The organism is Microbispora oryzae (assembly GCF_017896165.1).
In the GTDB taxonomy this organism is placed as follows: Bacteria; Actinomycetota; Actinomycetes; order Streptosporangiales; family Streptosporangiaceae; genus Microbispora; species Microbispora oryzae.
Window position 1 is genome coordinate 313,310 of the sequence record NZ_JAFCNB010000007.1, and the last position, 16,147, is coordinate 329,456.

Here is a 16,147-nt window from a genome sequence, read left to right on the forward strand (position 1 = left end):
GAGCACGAACCCATATGAACGACCTCAGCCGCGACCCCGCGTTCCTCCGTGGCATGACCCGGCGCCGTATCGGCCGCCGGGACGCCCTCCGCCTGGCCGGCATGTCGGCCGCCGGCCTCGCCCTGGCCGCCTGCGGCGTGCAGGGCAAGGGCGTGGCCAAGCCCACCACCTCGGCCCAGGCCCAGTCGGCCGTCGAGAAGTACTGGACGGGAAAGGTCAGGAACGGCCACGTCGACTTCGCCAACTGGCCCTACTACATGGACCCCAAGCACCCCGAGCTGAAGCAGTTCACCGCGGAGACCGGCATCACGGTGAACTACCGCGAGGTCATCCACGAGATGCCCTCGTGGTTCGCCAAGATCCAGCCGCAGCTCGCCGCCGGACAGTCCATCGGCTACGACATCATGGTCGTCACCAACGGCATCCAGTTCGGCCAGCTCGTGAAGCTCGGCTACCTGGTCCCGCTCGACCACGCCAAGCTGCCGAACTTCACCGCCAACGCCGGTGCGCGCTACAAGGCCGAGGACTTCGACCCCGGCAACGTCTACAGCATCCCGTGGACGTCCGGCATGACCGGCATCGCCTACAACCCGAAGTACGTCGACACCCCGCCGACGAGCGTCCTCGACCTGTGGAACCCGAAGTACAAGGGCAAGGTCGGCATGATGGCCGACTCCCAGGAGATCGCGAACTTCGGCATGTTCGCGCTGGGCATCGATCCCGGCAATTCAGGACAGGCCGACTGGGAGAAGGCCGCCGCCAAGCTCACCGAGCAGCGCGACGCCGGCATCGTGCGCAAGTATTACGACCAGTCGTACGTCGACCCGCTCAGCAGGGGCGACATCTGGCTGACGATGGCCTGGTCCGGCGACGTCTTCCAGAAGAACGTCTCCGACGGCACGGACCTCAAGTTCGTGATCCCGCAGGAGGGCGCCACGATCTGGACCGACAACATGATGATTCCGAAGTCCGCGGAGAACCCCGTCGACGCGATCACACTGATGGACTTCTTCTACCGGACCGACGTCGCCGCCCACCTCACCGAGTACATCAACTACGTCACTCCGGTGCCGGGGGCCCAGAGCGTCATCCAGGCCGACGTCGCCGAGGCGACCGGCGACCGAAAGAAGCTGCTCGACGCGGTCGCCGGCAGCTCGCTCGTGTTCCCCTCCGAGGACGACTACGCCAAGCTGCACACCTACGTCGGCTTCACCGACACGGCGCGGCAGAAGCAGTTCGAGAACCTGTTCCAGGCGATCACGACGTCATGAGCTCCAGGCTGAGGGCGGCGCTCACGCCGTACGCGCTGATCTTCCCGGGCGGGCTCTGGCTCGCGATCTTCTTCGTCGTCCCGACCGTCGTCATGCTGTCGCTCTCGCTCCAGTCGGGCGACGTCGTGAGCGGCTACGCGTTCACGTTCAACTGGCACAGCTACGTCGACGGGATCACCACCTACCACGACCAGATAGTCAGGTCCGTGATCTACGGCCTGGCGGCGACGCTGATCCAGATCGTCGTCGGCTTCCCGGTGGCGTACTGGATCGCGTTCAGGGGCGGCCGGCGCAAGTCCGTCTACCTGTTCCTGCTGCTGCTGCCGTTTCTCGTGTCGTTCGTGCTGCGGACGATCTCCTGGCAGTTCTTCCTCTCGGACAACGGGCTGCTGCTCGGCCCGCTCAAGAGCCTCGGCCTGCTCCCGCAGGACTTCCACATCCTGGCCACGAGCGTCGCCGTCGTCTGCGGCCTCGCCTACAACTACCTGCCGTTCATGGTCCTGCCCATGTACGTCGCCCTGGAGCGGATCGATCCCCGTCTCCTCGAGGCGGCCCAGGACCTGTACGCCGGCCGGACGCAGACGTTCCTGCGCGTCGTGCTGCCGCTGTCGCTGCCGGGCGTCTTCGCCGGGGTGCTGATGACGTTCGTCCCGGCCACCTCGGATTACGTCAACGCCTCCGTGCTCGGCGGCACCAGCAACACGATGATCGGCAACGTGATCCAGAACCAGTTCCTGGTCAACCAGGACTACCCGGTCGCCTCCGCCCTGTCGTTCACGCTGATGGCGCTGCTGCTCGCCGGCATCTACGCCTACGCGAGGGTGCTGGGCACGGAGGACGTGCTGGAGGTGGCCGCCCGATGAACCGGGGACTTCTGCGCGGCCGCGGCCTGCAGATCTACACCTGGCTGGTGATCGCCTGGCTCGCGCTGCCGATCGCCGTGATGATCCTGTTCGGCTTCAACGACACGCACGGCCGCTACAACACGTCGTGGCAGGGCTTCACGCTCAAGTGGTACGGCAAGCTGTTCGAGATCGGCGACCTTACCCAGGCCCTGGTGAACTCGATCGTCATCGCCGTGCTGACCATGGTCGTCGCCGGGGTGCTCGGTTCGCTCATCGGCCTCGCCCTCGGCCGCTACCGGTTCCGCGGCGCGGGCACGACGAACCTCGTCATGTTCGCGGCCATCTCCTGCGCCGAGATCGTGATGGGCGCGTCCCTGCTGTCGCTGTTCGTCACCCTCGCCGTGCCCCTGGGCTTCTGGACGATCGTGATCTCCCATGTCATGTTCTCGATCTCGTTCGTCGCCGTGACCGTGCGGGCGCGGGTCATGACCCTGGACCGCTCGCTTGAGGAGGCCGCGCGCGACCTGGGCGCCGGCACCTGGGCCACGTTCCGCCTCGTGACCCTGCCCATGATCTTCCCGGGGGTGCTGGCCGGGTCGATGCTGGCGTTCGCGCTGTCCATCGACGACTTCGTCATCACCAACTTCAACTCCGGCAGCACGCTGACGTTTCCGCTGTGGATCTGGGGCGCCACCCGGGTGGGCCTTCCGCCGCAGGTCAACGTCATGGGTACGCTCATCTTCGCGGCCGGTGTCCTGCTCGCCGTAGCCAATGCCCTGCTGGCACGCCGGCGCGCCTGACCCGCGAGGGAAGTGAACGCGCATGCACCCGCAGCGGGCGCTCGCCGACGCCGAGCGCAGGTCGTACTGGCTGGACCGCCCGGCCGCGCCGGAGCCGCTGCCGCGGCTCACCGGCCAGGTCACCGCCGGCCTCGCCGTGGTCGGAGGTGGCTTCACCGGGCTGTGGACGGCCCTGATGGCAAAGGAACGCGACCCGTCGCTCGACGTCGTCCTGCTGGAGGGCGGCAGGGTGGGATGGGCGGCGTCCGGGCGCAACGGCGGCTTCTGCGCGGCCAGCCTCACCCACGGCCTCGCCAACGGCCTCGACCGCTGGCCAGACGAGATCGCCACGCTGGAGCGGCTGGGCCGGGAGAACCTCGACGAGATCGAGGCGTCCCTGGTCCGGCACGGCGTCGACTGCTCCTTCGAACGGACCGGTGAGCTGCAGGCGGCCACCGAGGAGTGGCAGCTCGCCGGGCTGGACGAGACGGCCCGCGCCGCCCGGTCGCTCGGCCGGCCGCTGGTCCGGCTCGACCGCGAGGAGGTGCGCGCGGAGGTCGACTCCCCGACGTACGTCGGCGGCCTGTGGGACCGCGAGGGCGTCGCGATGGTCGACCCGGCGCGGCTGGCGTGGGGGCTGCGCGACGCGTGCGTCCGCCTCGGCGTCCGGGTGGCCGAGCAGACCCCGGTGCGGTCGCTGCGCGACGACGGGCCGCTGCTGGAGCTGCGCACTCCGCACGGGTCGGTGCGGGCCCGCCGGGTGGCCCTCGGCACCGGCGCGTTCCCGCCGCTGCTGCGCCGGCTGCGGCACTTCCTCGTCCCGGTGTACGACTACGTCCTGATGACCGAGCCGCTGAGCGCCGAGGCTCTGGCGGCGGTCGGCTGGCGCAACCGGCAGGGCGTGGGCGACTCGGCCAACCAGTTCCACTACTACCGGCTCACCGACGACAACCGGATCCTGTGGGGCGGGTACGACGCCGTCTACCACAACGGCGGGCTGGTCCGGCCCGAGTACGACCAGCGCGACGCCACGTTCGAGAAGCTGGCCGGGCACTTCTTCGACACCTTCCCCCAGCTGGAGGGGGTGCGCTTCACCCACAGGTGGGGCGGGGTCATCGACACCTGCAGCCGGTTCAGCGCGTTCTTCGGCACCGCGTACGACTCCCGGCTCGCCTACGCGGCCGGGTACACCGGCCTCGGCGTCGGCGCGACCCGGTTCGGCGCCAACGTGATGCTCGACCTGCTTTCGGGCCGGGAGACCGAACGGACCCGGCTCGGCATGGTCAGGCGCATGCCCGTGCCGTTCCCGCCCGAGCCGGTCAGATCGGCGGTCATCCAGCTCACCCGGTGGTCGATCGCCCGCGCGGACTCCCGGCAGGGCCGCCGCAACGTGTGGCTGCGGGCCCTCGACGCGATGGGCCTCGGCTTCGACTCCTAGTCTCCCGGCGGCTCAGCCGGCGAGCCAGCGCAGCGGGTTGGCGTGGGTGACGAGGGTGACGGTCTCCTCGTCGACCCCCGTGCGGAGCAGGGCCGGAATCACCTCGTCGAACATCCGGCCGTAGCCGGGCCCGCCGTACTCCGCGAGGTGGTCGCGGCGGCTGACGCCGCTGCTGAGCAGCACCCGTTCCGCGTGACCCGCGTCGAGCAGGGCGAGGACCGCCTCGGGATCGCTCACGCTCGCGTACGCCCCGGTCTCGGCGATCTTGCGCTGGGTCACGAGGTCGGCGGCCCGCGCGCTGATCCGCCCGGCCGGCACGTTCTGCGTGAGCAGCAGCTCCAGCACCTCCAGACCCCCGGCGGCCACCGGCAGATCGGTCCGGAGCGAGGCCCGCCCGGCGGCGGTGACGGCCCGTTCCTCGGCGGCCGTCGGCGTGTCGTCCCACGAGGTCGCCGTGATGAGCCCGGGACGCACTCCGGTGCCGTCGAGCCCGACGCCGATCTCGTGCAGCAGGTCGGACGTGAGGTCGTCCACGCCGTGGCGGCGGATCAGATCTCCCGCGAACGGCTCCGGCCCGAACCCGGTCGCCGCGACCACGGGGACCCGCCCCGCCATGGCCAGGCGGGCGAGCAGGGCGGGGTCGCGGGCCAGGCCCGCGCCGCTGTGCTCGACGACCAGGCCGAGGCCGCGTTCCCGGCCCAGGCTCCTGATCTCGGCGAGGACGTGCCGCTCCTCGTCGAGCCAGCGGTTCGGGTCGGAGTCCACGCCGATGCCCCAGCGCGTGTCGGTGCGCAGGTGCTCGTACGGGAGGATCGGGCCCTCGATTCCGGCGACGGGAAGAGCTCCGGTGACTGTCTGGATGCGGGGGAAATATGCGCCGGGCATGATCGGACATTAACCGATTTTTTGACTAATTCAGCTCCTGTTCCCATGATTCTTTGCCTTCGCTTTGCCGGAGAGTTCCGTATAGAGCTCCTCGAAGCGGGCGAACGAGCGTTCATGGTCGTGCTCGGCGGCGAGGGCGAGGCTCGCCCGCGACATCGACGCGCGCGACTCCGCAGACGACAGGATCGCCGTCAGGCATCGGGCCAGCTCCTTGACGTCGCCGGGCGGGTAGAGCAGGCCGTTGCCCGAGACGAGATGCGGCCGCCCCGGCAGACCGGCCGCCACCACGGGGAGCCCGCTGGCCATGGCCTCCAGGGTGGCGATGCTCTGCGATTCCGCGGCGCCCGGCATGGCGAAGACGTCGGCGGCCGGATAGAGGTGAGGCAGCTCGGCGTCGGGCACGAAGCCGAGGAACCGCACGCGGCCGCCCACCCCGATCCGCGTCGCGAGCCGCTCCAGATCACCCCGCAGCCCGCCGGCTCCGGCGACCACGACCTGCGCGTCGACGAGATTGAGCACGTGGGGGAGGGCGCGCACCAGGTCTCCCAGCCGCTTCACCTCGTGGAGGCGCCCCACGAACAGGATGGTCGGCCGGTCGTCGAGGCCGAACATCCGCCTGGCCCCCGCCTGCGGTCCCGGCCGGAAGCGGCGCAGGTCGACGCCGCAGGACACCGCCTCGACGGCCCGGGCGACGCCGCCGCCGGGGAACGGCCCGGCCGCGGGCGCCGGCGTGGTGACGTGGTCGGCGACGGCGAGCACCAGGGCGAGGTCGCGCCGGGCCAGCCGCCCGGCGGGGCCGCGCAGCCGGGCCGGCACCCGGCCGTACCTGGCGAGGTCGTCGGGGACGAAGCGGCTCGTCGCCACCACCGGCACGCCGGCCCGCCGCGCCGCCCGGACGGCCGCCCCGGCCACCACGAGGTGACCCTGGACGTGCACGACGCGCGGGCTGATCCGCTCGATCAGGCGGGACAGGCTGTGGCCGAGCCCCACAGGGAGGCCGACCCGCATCGCGGGGTGGCCGGCGAGCGGCACCGAGCGCAGGCGGTGGACCACCACACCGTCCGCGTTTTCGCCACCCGGCGGGCCGTCGGCGGACGCGCAGACCACGTGGACACGGTTCCCGCGCGCCGCGAGGCCGCTCGCGAGGCGGCGGGTGAAGTACGCCGCGCCGTTCACGTCCGGAGGATAGGTGTCGGTGGCGATCAGCACGGGCTCGGCCGGGCGGACGGCGGGCGGCGGACTGGACGCGAGGAGGTTCATCCGGCTCCGATCTCGTGGAGGGCGGACCGTACGGTCCGCCCTCCCTTCACCTGAATGAAGGCACGGCGTCGTTGCCGACGCGCCTCACCCGGGCGTCGGGAGGGGGAACGCGGGACTAATGCCCCGCCGTACGGCGGGCGGGAGGGCCGGCCGGGGATCGGTGCCGGATCAGTTTAGGGACAGTTCGGGATCAGTTCGGGGGTCAGCTCATCGTCCTGCCGCCGTTGACGGCGATCCGCTGACCGGTCAGGAAGCGCGCGCCGGGCGAGGCGAGGAACGCGACGGTCTCCGCGACGTCGACCGGCACGCCCATGTGGTCGAGGGGGAGGTGGCTCAGGTACTCGTCGTACTCCTCCTGGGTGACGCCGGCGTGCCGCTCGACGGGGATCCATCCGGGCTCGACCGTGTTGACCCTGATCCCGTACGGCCCGAGCTCCCTGGCCCACGAGCGGGTCAGCCCGTGCATCGCGGCCTTCGCCGCCACGTAGTGACCGAACTCGGGATTGCCCAGGTCGGTCACCTCGCTGCCGACGTTGACGATCCGCCCGGATCCGGCCTCGCGCATCGCCGGAAGCACCGCCTGCAGGATCAGCAGGGGCGCCTTGACGAAGAAGCGGAGCTGGTCGAGGTGGTCGGCCCAGGTCTGCTTGTCCGCGGGGATGTAGGGCTGCGGACCGGTGGCGTTGTTGACGACCACCTCGACGGGGCCGATCTCGGCGACGCCGCGCCGTACGGACTCCTCGTCGGTGACGTCGAAGCGGGCCAGGGCGGCGGAGCCGCCGGCGGCCCGGACCCGGTCGGCCACGGCCGACGCGCCCTCGGTGTCATGGGCGTAGTTGACGGCGACGTGCCATCCGTCGGCCCCGAGCCGCTCCGCGATCGCGGCGCCGAGACCGCGCGAGGCGCCGGTGACCAGTGCTGTTTTCATACCGGTTGCTTATCACGCGCCCGGCTCAGGCCGGTGCGTCCTGAAGCCGTCGCAGGACCCGGCGGAACGCCCAGGCGGAGCCGAGGAAGGCGACCCCGGTGACGGCGGCGACGGTCGGGGTGCGCACCAGCAGGTAGGTGGCGTCGGACTCGTGCAGCGCCAGCCAGATGCTCATCGACGAGTTGACGAGCAGCACGAACGCCCACAGGAGCGTGATGCGCGCGAAGAACCGGCGGACCCGCTCGTGGCGCAGCACGAACGAAGGGAGGTGGATGTAGTCGAGCGTGAGCCGCTCCACCAGCGGCCGGCGCATCCGCACCGAGGCGAGCAGCACCATGCTGACGCAGATGGTGCCGACCTCGGGCTGGATCCAGTAGATCCGCAGATCGCCGGTCCACAGGCCGACCGCGGTGCGGGCGGTGACCGCCAACGTCGCGAAGATCATGGTCCCGGGGATCCGGATGCGGCGGGCGATCCGCCACAGCAGGCCGAGATAGACCCACCCCAGGGTGGCGACCAGGGCGCCCTTCTGCCCGAGCAGGGCGTAGGCGCCGTAGAAGACGGCCAGCGGAGCGACCACCCCTTCGAGTAGCCGGGGCACCGCCTGCTTGATGAGCGCGGTGAGCCGCGGCATGGCGAAGGAGGAATGGGACATGACACTCCAACCGGCCGGTTGATTACCGACGTGCAGAAAGCTCGCTACCCGGACATGCATCGCGATAACGCCCGGGCAAGGTCCGTCGTCGGTCGCCTACCGTACCCGACCGGACCCCGGTTCGAGGCCGATCTGTGACATACATGGAATCGCCCATACCCGTACGGCATGGGTCATTGCGCATCGAGGCGACACGCGGATGGCGCGTTCCCGGGAGGGGCGGCCGGCGCGGGCTACGTTGGCCGAATGGACTCAGGATTCGGATACTTCGCCACTCATGACGCGGTTCGCCCGGCGGCGCTGGCCCGGCTCGTGGAGGAGCGGGGACACCAGGCGTTGCTGTTCACCGAGCACACCCACATCCCGGTCCCGCCGGAAGGCGGCGTGCCCAGGGACCAGATGGGCGGGGACCTCCCGCGCCGCTACTGGCACACATACGACCCCATCACCGCGTGCATGGCGGCCGGCATGGCCACCACCCGGCTGCGGGTGGGCACGGGCATCTGCCTCGTCCCGCAGCACGAGCCGATCGGCCTGGCCAAGTCCGTCGCCAGCGTGGACGACCTCACCGGCGGTCGTTTCGAGTTCGGCGTGGGGGCGGGCTGGAACGTCAGGGAGATCGCCAACCACGGTGTCGACCCCGCCCGCAGGTTCGCGGTGATGCGCGAGCACATGGACGCCATGCGGGCGATCTGGACCCAGGCGGAGGCGTCATATCACGGGGAGTTCGTGTCGTTCGACCCCATCTGGTCGTGGCCGAAGCCGGCCCAGCGGCCGTACCCGCCGATCCTGGTCGGCGGCGCGGGTAAGCGCGTGTTCGACCGGGTGCTCGCCTACGGCGACGCCTGGATGCCCAACTACGGCCCCGGCGTGCTGGAGCGGGCCGCCGAGCTGTTCCGGCTGGCGGAGGAGGCGGGCAGGCGGGTCGAGGTCATGCTGCTGTCCGTGCCGGCCGACCCCCGGGTGATGGAGGCGTGCGATCGGGCCGGGGTCCGCCGCGTCATGGCCTGGCTTCCGTCCGCCGGGCTCGACCGCGTCGAACGGGCGATGGACGCCTTCGAGGGCGCGCTGGCCGACTACCGGGGAGAGTGAGCTCAGCTGAGCGTGGCGGTGGCCAGCTTCGCGCCGAAGCCCAGGAACAGCGCGCCGACCCCGGTGGTGAGGCCGGCGGCCAGCGCCCGCCGCCGCCGGAAATGCGCGGACAGGAACGTGCCGCCGAAGATCAGCGTGCTCAGGTAGACGAAGCTGAACGCCTGCGCGATCAACGCGAGGATCAGGAACGACAGCGCGGGCATGCCGTACGAGGGATCCACGAACTGCACGAAGAACGCCACGAAGAACAGGATCGCCTTCGGGTTGAGCAGGCTGACGGCCAGGGCCTTGCGGAACGGGCTCCGCACGGCCCGGCCGGTCCCGCCCGCCGGACCGGCCTCCGGGGTGGCCTGTGCGGTGATCTCCGCGGTCACCTGTGCGGTGGCCGCCGCGCCGAGCTCGGCGTCGGGTGCCCGGTCAGCGGCGCGGTCGGCGGCACGGGACCGCAGGGAGGTCCAGGCCGCCCGCAGCATGCCGAGCCCGATCCAGGCCAGGTAGGCGGCGCCGGCGTACTTCACGATCGAGAACACGACGGGGGTCGACTTCAGCAGCGACGCGACCCCGGCCGCCGAGAGGACCATCAGCACGCTGTCGCCGAGGAAGACGCCGCAGGCGGCGCGGTAGCCGTCCCTGACCCCGCGGCGGGCGGCGGTCGACAGCACGAACAGCGAGTTCGGCCCGGGGAGCAGGATGATCAGAAATGTGCCGGCGACGTAGGTCCAGATGTTGGTGATCCCAAAGAACATGCCTGCTCCCGACTAAATGTGACATTGCAAGATATATCCGGTCGTACGTCGCCGGGGCAGCGGGTTATCGGGGGTCAAACCTATTGACCAGGTGGGTAATTCGGGAAGACTCTGGTGGCATGACGCTCTGGACGCCGGACCCCACGTTCTATCCGTCTCCCCGCGACGCCGCCGCGGCGGCTCCGGAGAAGCTCGCCTACGTCGCGGCCTTCGACCGTTCGGCCGAGCGCCCCGACGCGCTGGCCGTGCTCGACACCGACCCCGAGTCGTCGTCGTACGGCCAGGTGGTGGGCTGGACGGACCTGCCGTACACGGGCGACGAGCTGCATCACTTCGGATGGAACGCGTGCAGCAGCGCGCTCTGCCCCTCCGCGCCCCACCCGCACGTCGAACGGCGCTACCTGATCGTGCCGGGCCTGCGGTCGTCCCGGATCTACGTCTACGACACCAAAGGCCGCGTCAGCCCCGAGCTGGTCAAGGTCGTCGAGGCGGAGGACCTCGGCAAACGCGCGGGCTACTCCCGCCCCCACACCGTCCACTGCGGGCCCGAGGGCCTGTACGTCTCCGCCCTCGGTGGATACGGCGAGGAGGGCCCGGGCGGCATCGCGATCCTCGACCACACCTCGTTCGAGGTCCTCGGCCGGTGGGAGACCGACCGCGGCCCGCAGTACCTCGCCTACGACTTCTGGTGGCACATCAACCACGACGTGCTCGTGACGTCGGAGTGGGGCACCCCTTCCATGATCGAGGACGGGGTGGTGGGCGAACTGCTGCTCGGCCGCAAATACGGTCACCGCCTGCACTTCTGGGACCTGCGCAGGCGCCGCCACGTCCAGGAGGTCGACCTGGGCGACCAGTACCAGATGCCACTGGAGCTGCGGCCCGCCCACGACCCCACGAAGAAATACGGGTTCGTCGGCGTCGTCACCAGCGTCGAGGACCTGTCGGCCTCGGTCTGGCTCTGGTACGAGGAGGGCTCCCGCTGGGCGGTCCGGAAGGTCGTCGACATCCCGGCCGAACCGGCCTCGCCCGACGACCTGCCCGACGTCCTCAAGCCGTTCGGCGCCGTCCCGCCGCTCGTCACCGACATCGACCTGTCGGTGGACGACCAGCGGCTGTACGTCTCCTGCTGGGGCACCGGCGAGCTCAAGCAGTTCGATGTGTCCGACCCGTTCAAGCCGGTGGAGATCGGGTCGGTCCGCCTCGGCGGCATCGTCCGGCGCGCCGCCCATCCCGCGGCGCCCGGCGAGCCGCTCGCGGGCGGGCCGCAGATGGTGGAGGTCAGCCGCGACGGCCGCCGCGTCTATGTGACGAACTCCCTCTACGGCTCCTGGGACGACCAGTTCTATCCCGACGGCGTGGGCGCGTGGATGGCCAAGGTGGACGCCGAGTCCTTCACCCTGGACGAGCGGTTCTTCCCTCACGGCGACGACTTCCGCGGGCTGCGCGTGCACCAGACCCGGCTGCAGGGCGGCGACGCGTCCTCCGACTCCTACTGCTACCCGTGACCCTGGCGGCCGTCGTCCTGCTTGGGGCGTTCCACGGGATCAACCCCGCGATGGGCTGGCTCTTCGCGGTCGCCAGGGGACTGCAGGAGCGCAGCCGCGACCTGCTGCTGCAGTCCCTGCCGGTGATCGCGCTCGGGCATCTCGCGTCGGTGGCGCTGGTGGTGCTCGTCGTGGGCGCCACCGGCTCGATCGTGACGGGCGGCGCGCTGGCGATCGGATCGGGCGTGATACTCGTCGCCTTCGGCCTGTGGCATCTGCTCGCCCGGCGGCACTTCCGCTGGGTCGGCATGCGGCTGTCGCTGCCACAGCTCGCGGCCTGGTCGTTCCTGATGTCGTCGGTGCACGGCGCCGGTCTGATGCTGCTGCCGGTGCTGACCCGTATCCCCGCCGGGCACCACGGCCATCTGCTGTCCGGCGGGATGCTCGTGGCCGGCGTCCACACGCTGGCCATGTTCCTCACGGCGGCCGCGATCGCCCTGGTCGTCTACGAGTTCCTGGGCGTCGCCGTCCTGCGCCGCGCCTGGTTCAACCTCGACCGCATGTGGGCGTTCGCGCTCGTCGGAGCGGGCGTGTTCACGCTCGTCGGCGCGGCATGAGCCCGCCGGCTCGGCCGCCGCTCCCCGTGGGGGCCAGCAGGCCGATCAGCATGCCGACGAACACGGCGACGGCGAGGGTGATCCAGAGCCGAATCTTCATCGAGGTCTCCTGATGGTCACTGTCCGTAGTCAGAGTACCCCGTAGTGTGACGAAATACGACCGAAGCCTGGGAACTTCCCCTACCGGCTCGCCTGCTTCACGGTTCGTGAGGCAGTCTTGACACCGTCATGGACTACGCAATCCCCACAGCTCTCGTGCTCGTCGCCGGTGTGGCGGCCGCGATCGTGGCCCAGCGGAAAGGGTGGCAGCCCGCCCTCGCCGTCACGCTGGCCGTCGGCATCGCCGTCCGCGTGCTCATCCTGGTGCTCTCGGCCAGGGACACCTGGCAGCCCGTCGACTACGTCAGGAGCTTCCAGCCCGCGGGCCAGGCGATCCTCGATCACCGCGATCCCGTGCTGGAGAGCAACGGCGGCTGGCACTTCCTGCCCGCGATCCCGTACGTCTACGGGCTCCTGCTGTGGCTGCACATCCCGTGGAGCGTGGCCGGGCGGCTGGTGACCGTCGTGTCGGACATCGCGCTCATTCCGCTCGTCGGCAGGCTGGCCGGGGGCCAGAACGCGCGACTGCGGGCGTTCCAGTACGCGTGCAACCCGCTCGCCATCCTGGTGGCGAGCGTGCACGGCCAGGTCGAGCCCGTCTCCCTGGTGTTCGGCGTGGCCGCGTACGTCGTGGCCCGCGGCCCGGCCGGGTGGCGCCGTCCCGAGCCGCTGCCGTGGCTCCGCCCGGCCGAGATGGTGCGCCGTCTCACCCATCCGCTCGCCGAGGACCGCGCCGCGACCGGACGCGCGCTGTGGGCCGGTCTGCTGATGGGGCTCGCGCTCTGCGCCAAGAGCTGGCCCGTCATCCTGGTCCCCGCGCTGTTGATGCTGCTGCCCGGACTGCGCTCGCGCGCCGTCGCGGTGGTCGCGACCGGTGTCGCACCCGTGTTCTTCCTGCTGTCGCTCCCGGTCCTCGGCTTCACCGAGTGGGCCAAGCTCCCCGAGATCCTGAACACGATCGGCCTGCGACCGAGCGACGTCCGTCCCATCACCGGAGACTGGGGCTGGACGACCCTGGTGAGCGGCGGGAACTGGAACCTCGACCCCCTCCCGGCCAGGATCGGCCAGTACATGATCTACGCCGCGGTGCTCGCCTGCCTGATCTGGTGGCGCAAGGCCGATCCGATCGACGTCAGCATCGCGATCCTGCTGGCATTCATGATCTTCACCCCGCGCCTGGGCGCGCAGTACCTGCTGTGGTTCATGCCGTTCCTGGTGGCCCGGCCCACCCGCGCGGCCTGGCCGACGATCATTGGCTGCTCCCTTTGGGCGGCGGTCGGCTATATCGTGCTGACCCAGTTCGAGGGGGTTAAGTGGGGCGAGCTCCACGCGCCGTGGGCGCTGAGCTCGCTGCTGCTCTTCCCGATCCTCCTGGCCGCGCTCCCGTGGGCGCGCAGACAGGCCGCGGACCCCGGTCCGGTGCCCGCGGTCCCAGGAGCTTCGGTGCGGGTGTCCACAGGCTGACCGGTATCCGGCGACGCTAGGCGACGACGAGGCGCACCAGATGCCCGTGGCTCGCGAAGCCGGGCGCGTCGCCGTCCAGTACGCCGGTGACGCACTCGAACACGCCCGCCCCCGCCTGCCGGACGAAGAAGACGGGTTCGGCGATCGCCGACAGGAGGCGGATGGCGTCACGGTGCACGTGTACGCCCTCCTGGTCGCCGGCGAGGGAGACGTGCACCTCGTACACCCCGTCGTCGAGGAGGCGATCCCCGGTCAGCAGCCACTCCGCGCCGCAGGCCCGGCGCAGGTGGGGGAGCAGGTGCGCCTGCGGGTCCTCGGCGATCCAGCCGTCCCGGCGCATGGCGTCCAGCAGCCGGGTCACCGAAGGCTCCATCGCCGAGCCGTCGGCGATCCCGGTGAGGCGCTCGTCGTCATCCCATCGCCGCATGTTCCGACCCTACGTGCGCGATGTCGCGGGGTCCGAGACGCCGCGCCCAGCCGGCGCGGCAGGTGAGTGCGGCGGGTCAGGAGCGCTGATCGGGGGCGGGGGGCCGGTTCAGCTCGGCGGAGTCGTCCAGCTCGGCGGAACGGTCCGAGGTGGCGGAGCGGTCAGGGGCGGAGTGGTCAGGGGCGGAGGGAAGACCGTTGGGGCCAGGCGGCGGCCCTCCGGGAGTGGCCGGCTGATCCGGCGGAGCCGAGCCGCGTTCGGGTAGCCGCCCCGACACGAGGGCGGCGGCCCAGACCCCGTTGGGGTCACTGTCGATCAACAGGGCGCGGGCCAGCAGGCTTAGCGGGATCGCCAGCAGCGCCCCCAGCGGTCCGAGCACCCACGCCCAGATGATCAGCGACAGGAACGTCGCCGTGGTCGACAACCCGACGGCGTCACCGAGGAACTTCGGCTGGATGAACGACTGGATCACCACGTTGATGGCGATGTACGCGGCGATCACCAGCAGCATCGTCTTGGGACCGCCTTCCAGCAGTCCCAGCAGGGCGGGCGGGATCAGGCCCAGGATGAAGCCGATGTTCGGGATGTAGTTCGTGATGAGGGCCAGCACTCCCCACAGCAGGGGGAGCGGCACGGCCAGCACGTACAGCGCCGCCACGTCGAGGACCGAGCAGATCAGGCCGAAGACGGTCGAGACGATGAGATAGCGGCGGGTCTTCGCGGTGAACGTCATGAGAGCCTGCGCCAGGGCCGGCCGCTCCGCGGAGGCGGCGGCGAGGATGCGCGCGAACACCGGCGCGTCGAGGCTCATCGCCAGCAGCAGCACCACGATGAGGAACAGGCTCGACAGCACGCCGAGCAGGCTGGACAGCACACCCTGGGCCAGCCCGATCAGCTTGCCCGCGTCGAACGACGCCAGCGCCTTGTTCAACTGCTCGCTGCCGTAGCCGAGGCCGGCCGCCCAATGCTGGACCTGCGCGACCATCGTGTTGAACTGCGTGGTGTACGTCGGGGCCAGGATCGCGAGCTGGGCGGCGGCGAGGCTGAGGATCGCGACCATGCCGAGCAGTACCAGCAGCACCACCGCGAGCGGGGCCGCTACCTGCACCCACGTGGGAGCGTGATGCCGGGCCAGCCAGTTGCGCAGTGGGGAGACGGCGATGACCAGCGTCAGCGCGAGGACGACCGGGCCCACGATGGAGCCCACCGCCTGAATGCCCGCGAGGGTCACGACGGCTGCGGCGGCGCCAAGCAGAACAGCCAGGGTGCGAGGGATCCCCTGATGAGTCACAGTTCCGTTCCTACCCCTTCTCCGTGTGGCTCGGCTCTCCGTGTGGCTCGGCCCGCCTCCCGTGCCGAGGACGCTCCTCCATCTCCTTGGAAACGCGGTGCGAGTGGCATCAAGTCCTAGCACGCTCGGGCTCTCACGTCCCGGCTGGTTGTGGACGGCGGGGCCTGCGCCGTGCGCCGCCGTCCGGTGCGATTCCACGAGCGCCGCCGGCCCGCGGTGACGGGAGCACGGCGAGGGGATGCCCTGTCTCGCCGGGTCTTGTGGTGTTCGAGTGCTGGTAATCTTTCGTTGTCGGCGCGGTTCGGCGCGGCTCCTCTCGATCATCTCGGTGGTTGTGTGGTGCCTGCGTGTCCGTCGTCGGCATCTCCTCTGGATTTGATCGGCTAGGGATTTCGGTTTGTACCGGAGTCTGGAGTCGGGTAAGGTAGAGGGGTTGCCCCGGAGACGGGGCGTCGAATTCCTGTCGGTTGGCGGGTTTCGAGTCAAATGGATCTGAATCGGGTCGGTTTGACAGAAATCTTCCAGGCGGCGAGAATAGAGACACAACGAAATGAACGCCCCGGAGTTCGGGTCTCGCGGTTTGCGGGTTCGGGTGATGGTGATCGCGTCCGTTTCTTGAGAACTCAACAGCGTGTTAAAAGCCAGTGCATTTATGCATGAACCCCGTCTTTTATGACGGATTCCTTTGTGGCATTCCAATGTTGTGTTGGGGTGCTGCTGGGGTTGAATTTTTCAGGCATTGTTTGGAGAGTTTGATCCTGGCTCAGGACGAACGCTGGCGGCGTGCTTAACACATGCAAGTCGAGCGGAAAGGCCCTTCGGGGTACTCGAGCGGCGAACGGGTGAGTAACACGTGAGTGACC

At 70.2% G+C, this 16,147-nt stretch carries 16 protein-coding genes and 1 rRNA gene; 9 read left to right on the top strand and 8 right to left on the bottom strand.

The window, feature by feature from the left end; genetic code table 11:
- The first annotated feature begins 14 nt into the window (after nt 1–14).
- Genes JOL79_RS16090 through JOL79_RS16105 form a run of 4 tightly spaced genes read left to right on the top strand, consistent with a single transcriptional unit; the run spans nt 15 to nt 4,333 of the window.
- Nucleotides 15–1,271 carry a polyamine ABC transporter substrate-binding protein gene (locus JOL79_RS16090; protein ID WP_210156610.1) on the top strand — a complete coding sequence of 419 codons (1,257 nt, stop codon included), beginning with the start codon at nt 15–17 and terminating at the stop codon, nt 1,269–1,271.
- Complete coding sequence (locus tag JOL79_RS16095; protein WP_210156611.1) at nt 1,268–2,134, top strand: ABC transporter permease; 867 nt, start codon at nt 1,268–1,270, stop codon at nt 2,132–2,134. The genes JOL79_RS16090 and JOL79_RS16095 overlap by 4 nt, the downstream gene beginning before the upstream one ends.
- On the top strand, nt 2,131–2,916 hold the full coding sequence (locus JOL79_RS16100; protein WP_210156612.1) for an ABC transporter permease: 786 nt from the start codon (nt 2,131–2,133) through the stop codon (nt 2,914–2,916). The genes JOL79_RS16095 and JOL79_RS16100 overlap by 4 nt, the downstream gene beginning before the upstream one ends.
- Before the next feature lie 22 nt (nt 2,917–2,938).
- Nucleotides 2,939–4,333, top strand: a complete 1,395-nt coding sequence (locus JOL79_RS16105) for an NAD(P)/FAD-dependent oxidoreductase (RefSeq protein WP_210156613.1) — start codon at nt 2,939–2,941, stop codon at nt 4,331–4,333.
- A 12-nt stretch (nt 4,334–4,345) separates the two neighbouring features.
- On the opposite strand, the gene JOL79_RS16110 is transcribed toward JOL79_RS16105, so the two are convergent.
- The 4 genes from JOL79_RS16110 to JOL79_RS16125 all read right to left on the bottom strand — a co-directional run bounded on the left by JOL79_RS16110 (nt 4,346) and on the right by JOL79_RS16125 (nt 8,061).
- On the bottom strand, nt 4,346–5,218 hold the full coding sequence (locus tag JOL79_RS16110; protein WP_210156614.1) for a phosphotriesterase family protein: 873 nt from the start codon (nt 5,216–5,218) through the stop codon (nt 4,346–4,348).
- Between the two features lie 30 nt (nt 5,219–5,248).
- The gene (locus JOL79_RS16115) at nt 5,249–6,478 is read right to left on the bottom strand and encodes a glycosyltransferase (protein WP_210156615.1); all 1,230 of its coding nucleotides are present in this window, start codon (nt 6,476–6,478) and stop codon (nt 5,249–5,251) included.
- Nucleotides 6,479–6,680: 202 nt separating this feature from the next.
- Entirely contained in the window at nt 6,681–7,406 is a 726-nt protein-coding gene (locus JOL79_RS16120) for an SDR family oxidoreductase (RefSeq protein ID WP_210156616.1), read from the bottom strand.
- Between the two features lie 25 nt (nt 7,407–7,431).
- A complete protein-coding gene (locus tag JOL79_RS16125) occupies nt 7,432–8,061 on the bottom strand; it encodes a VC0807 family protein (protein ID WP_210156617.1) in 630 nt (209 codons plus the stop codon).
- Nucleotides 8,062–8,307: 246 nt separating this feature from the next.
- On the opposite strand from JOL79_RS16125, the gene JOL79_RS16130 reads away from it, so the two are divergent.
- Nucleotides 8,308–9,153 carry an LLM class F420-dependent oxidoreductase gene (locus JOL79_RS16130; protein WP_210156618.1) on the top strand — a complete coding sequence of 282 codons (846 nt, stop codon included), beginning with the start codon at nt 8,308–8,310 and terminating at the stop codon, nt 9,151–9,153.
- A gap of 2 nt (nt 9,154–9,155) precedes the next feature.
- On the opposite strand, the gene leuE is transcribed toward JOL79_RS16130, so the two are convergent.
- The gene (gene leuE / locus JOL79_RS16135) at nt 9,156–9,899 is read right to left on the bottom strand and encodes a leucine efflux protein LeuE (RefSeq protein ID WP_210156619.1); all 744 of its coding nucleotides are present in this window, start codon (nt 9,897–9,899) and stop codon (nt 9,156–9,158) included.
- Nucleotides 9,900–10,018: 119 nt separating this feature from the next.
- On the opposite strand from leuE, the gene JOL79_RS16140 reads away from it, so the two are divergent.
- Together JOL79_RS16140 and JOL79_RS16145 are read left to right on the top strand one after the other, a co-directional pair.
- Entirely contained in the window at nt 10,019–11,407 is a 1,389-nt protein-coding gene (locus JOL79_RS16140; RefSeq protein ID WP_210156620.1) for a selenium-binding protein SBP56-related protein, read from the top strand.
- A complete protein-coding gene (locus tag JOL79_RS16145; RefSeq protein ID WP_210156621.1) occupies nt 11,404–12,003 on the top strand; it encodes a hypothetical protein in 600 nt (199 codons plus the stop codon). Before JOL79_RS16140 ends, JOL79_RS16145 begins: the two co-directional genes overlap by 4 nt.
- Here the strand turns inward: JOL79_RS16145 and JOL79_RS35025 are convergent.
- Nucleotides 11,981–12,103 carry a hypothetical protein gene (locus JOL79_RS35025; RefSeq protein WP_269143817.1) on the bottom strand — a complete coding sequence of 41 codons (123 nt, stop codon included), beginning with the start codon at nt 12,101–12,103 and terminating at the stop codon, nt 11,981–11,983. The two genes, JOL79_RS16145 and JOL79_RS35025, sit on opposite strands and share 23 nt — an antisense overlap.
- A 128-nt stretch (nt 12,104–12,231) precedes the next feature.
- Here JOL79_RS35025 and JOL79_RS16150 point away from each other — a divergent pair, with 128 nt between their 5' ends.
- Entirely contained in the window at nt 12,232–13,566 is a 1,335-nt protein-coding gene (locus JOL79_RS16150) for a putative hexosyltransferase (RefSeq protein WP_210156622.1), read from the top strand.
- A gap of 16 nt (nt 13,567–13,582) precedes the next feature.
- Here the strand turns inward: JOL79_RS16150 and JOL79_RS16155 are convergent, their stop codons facing one another.
- Together JOL79_RS16155 and JOL79_RS16160 are read right to left on the bottom strand one after the other, a co-directional pair.
- On the bottom strand, nt 13,583–13,993 hold the full coding sequence (locus JOL79_RS16155) for a hypothetical protein (RefSeq protein ID WP_210156623.1): 411 nt from the start codon (nt 13,991–13,993) through the stop codon (nt 13,583–13,585).
- 76 nt (nt 13,994–14,069) lie between these two features.
- On the bottom strand, nt 14,070–15,284 hold the full coding sequence (locus JOL79_RS16160; protein WP_307848548.1) for an AI-2E family transporter: 1,215 nt from the start codon (nt 15,282–15,284) through the stop codon (nt 14,070–14,072).
- 740 nt (nt 15,285–16,024) lie between these two features.
- Here JOL79_RS16160 and JOL79_RS16165 point away from each other — a divergent pair.
- Nucleotides 16,025–16,147 (top strand): 16S ribosomal RNA (locus tag JOL79_RS16165); the annotation flags it as partial.

Bases quoted from the DNA above. Each gene is read 5' to 3' on its own strand.
- JOL79_RS16100 (WP_210156612.1), top strand. From the start codon at position 2,131: ATGAACCGGGGACTTCTGCGCGGCCGCGGCCTGCAGATCTACACCTGG.
- JOL79_RS16150 (WP_210156622.1), top strand. From the start codon at position 12,232: ATGGACTACGCAATCCCCACAGCTCTCGTGCTCGTCGCCGGTGTGGCG.
- JOL79_RS16095 (WP_210156611.1), top strand. From the start codon at position 1,268: ATGAGCTCCAGGCTGAGGGCGGCGCTCACGCCGTACGCGCTGATCTTC.
- JOL79_RS16120 (WP_210156616.1), bottom strand. From the start codon at position 7,406: ATGAAAACAGCACTGGTCACCGGCGCCTCGCGCGGTCTCGGCGCCGCG.
- JOL79_RS16130 (WP_210156618.1), top strand. From the start codon at position 8,308: ATGGACTCAGGATTCGGATACTTCGCCACTCATGACGCGGTTCGCCCG.
- JOL79_RS16115 (WP_210156615.1), bottom strand. From the start codon at position 6,478: ATGAACCTCCTCGCGTCCAGTCCGCCGCCCGCCGTCCGCCCGGCCGAG.
- JOL79_RS16090 (WP_210156610.1), top strand. From the start codon at position 15: ATGAACGACCTCAGCCGCGACCCCGCGTTCCTCCGTGGCATGACCCGG.
- JOL79_RS16105 (WP_210156613.1), top strand. From the start codon at position 2,939: ATGCACCCGCAGCGGGCGCTCGCCGACGCCGAGCGCAGGTCGTACTGG.
- JOL79_RS16155 (WP_210156623.1), bottom strand. From the start codon at position 13,993: ATGCGGCGATGGGATGACGACGAGCGCCTCACCGGGATCGCCGACGGC.
- leuE (WP_210156619.1), bottom strand. From the start codon at position 9,899: ATGTTCTTTGGGATCACCAACATCTGGACCTACGTCGCCGGCACATTT.
- JOL79_RS16110 (WP_210156614.1), bottom strand. From the start codon at position 5,218: ATGCCCGGCGCATATTTCCCCCGCATCCAGACAGTCACCGGAGCTCTT.
- JOL79_RS16140 (WP_210156620.1), top strand. From the start codon at position 10,019: ATGACGCTCTGGACGCCGGACCCCACGTTCTATCCGTCTCCCCGCGAC.
- JOL79_RS35025 (WP_269143817.1), bottom strand. From the start codon at position 12,103: ATGAAGATTCGGCTCTGGATCACCCTCGCCGTCGCCGTGTTCGTCGGC.
- JOL79_RS16125 (WP_210156617.1), bottom strand. From the start codon at position 8,061: ATGTCCCATTCCTCCTTCGCCATGCCGCGGCTCACCGCGCTCATCAAG.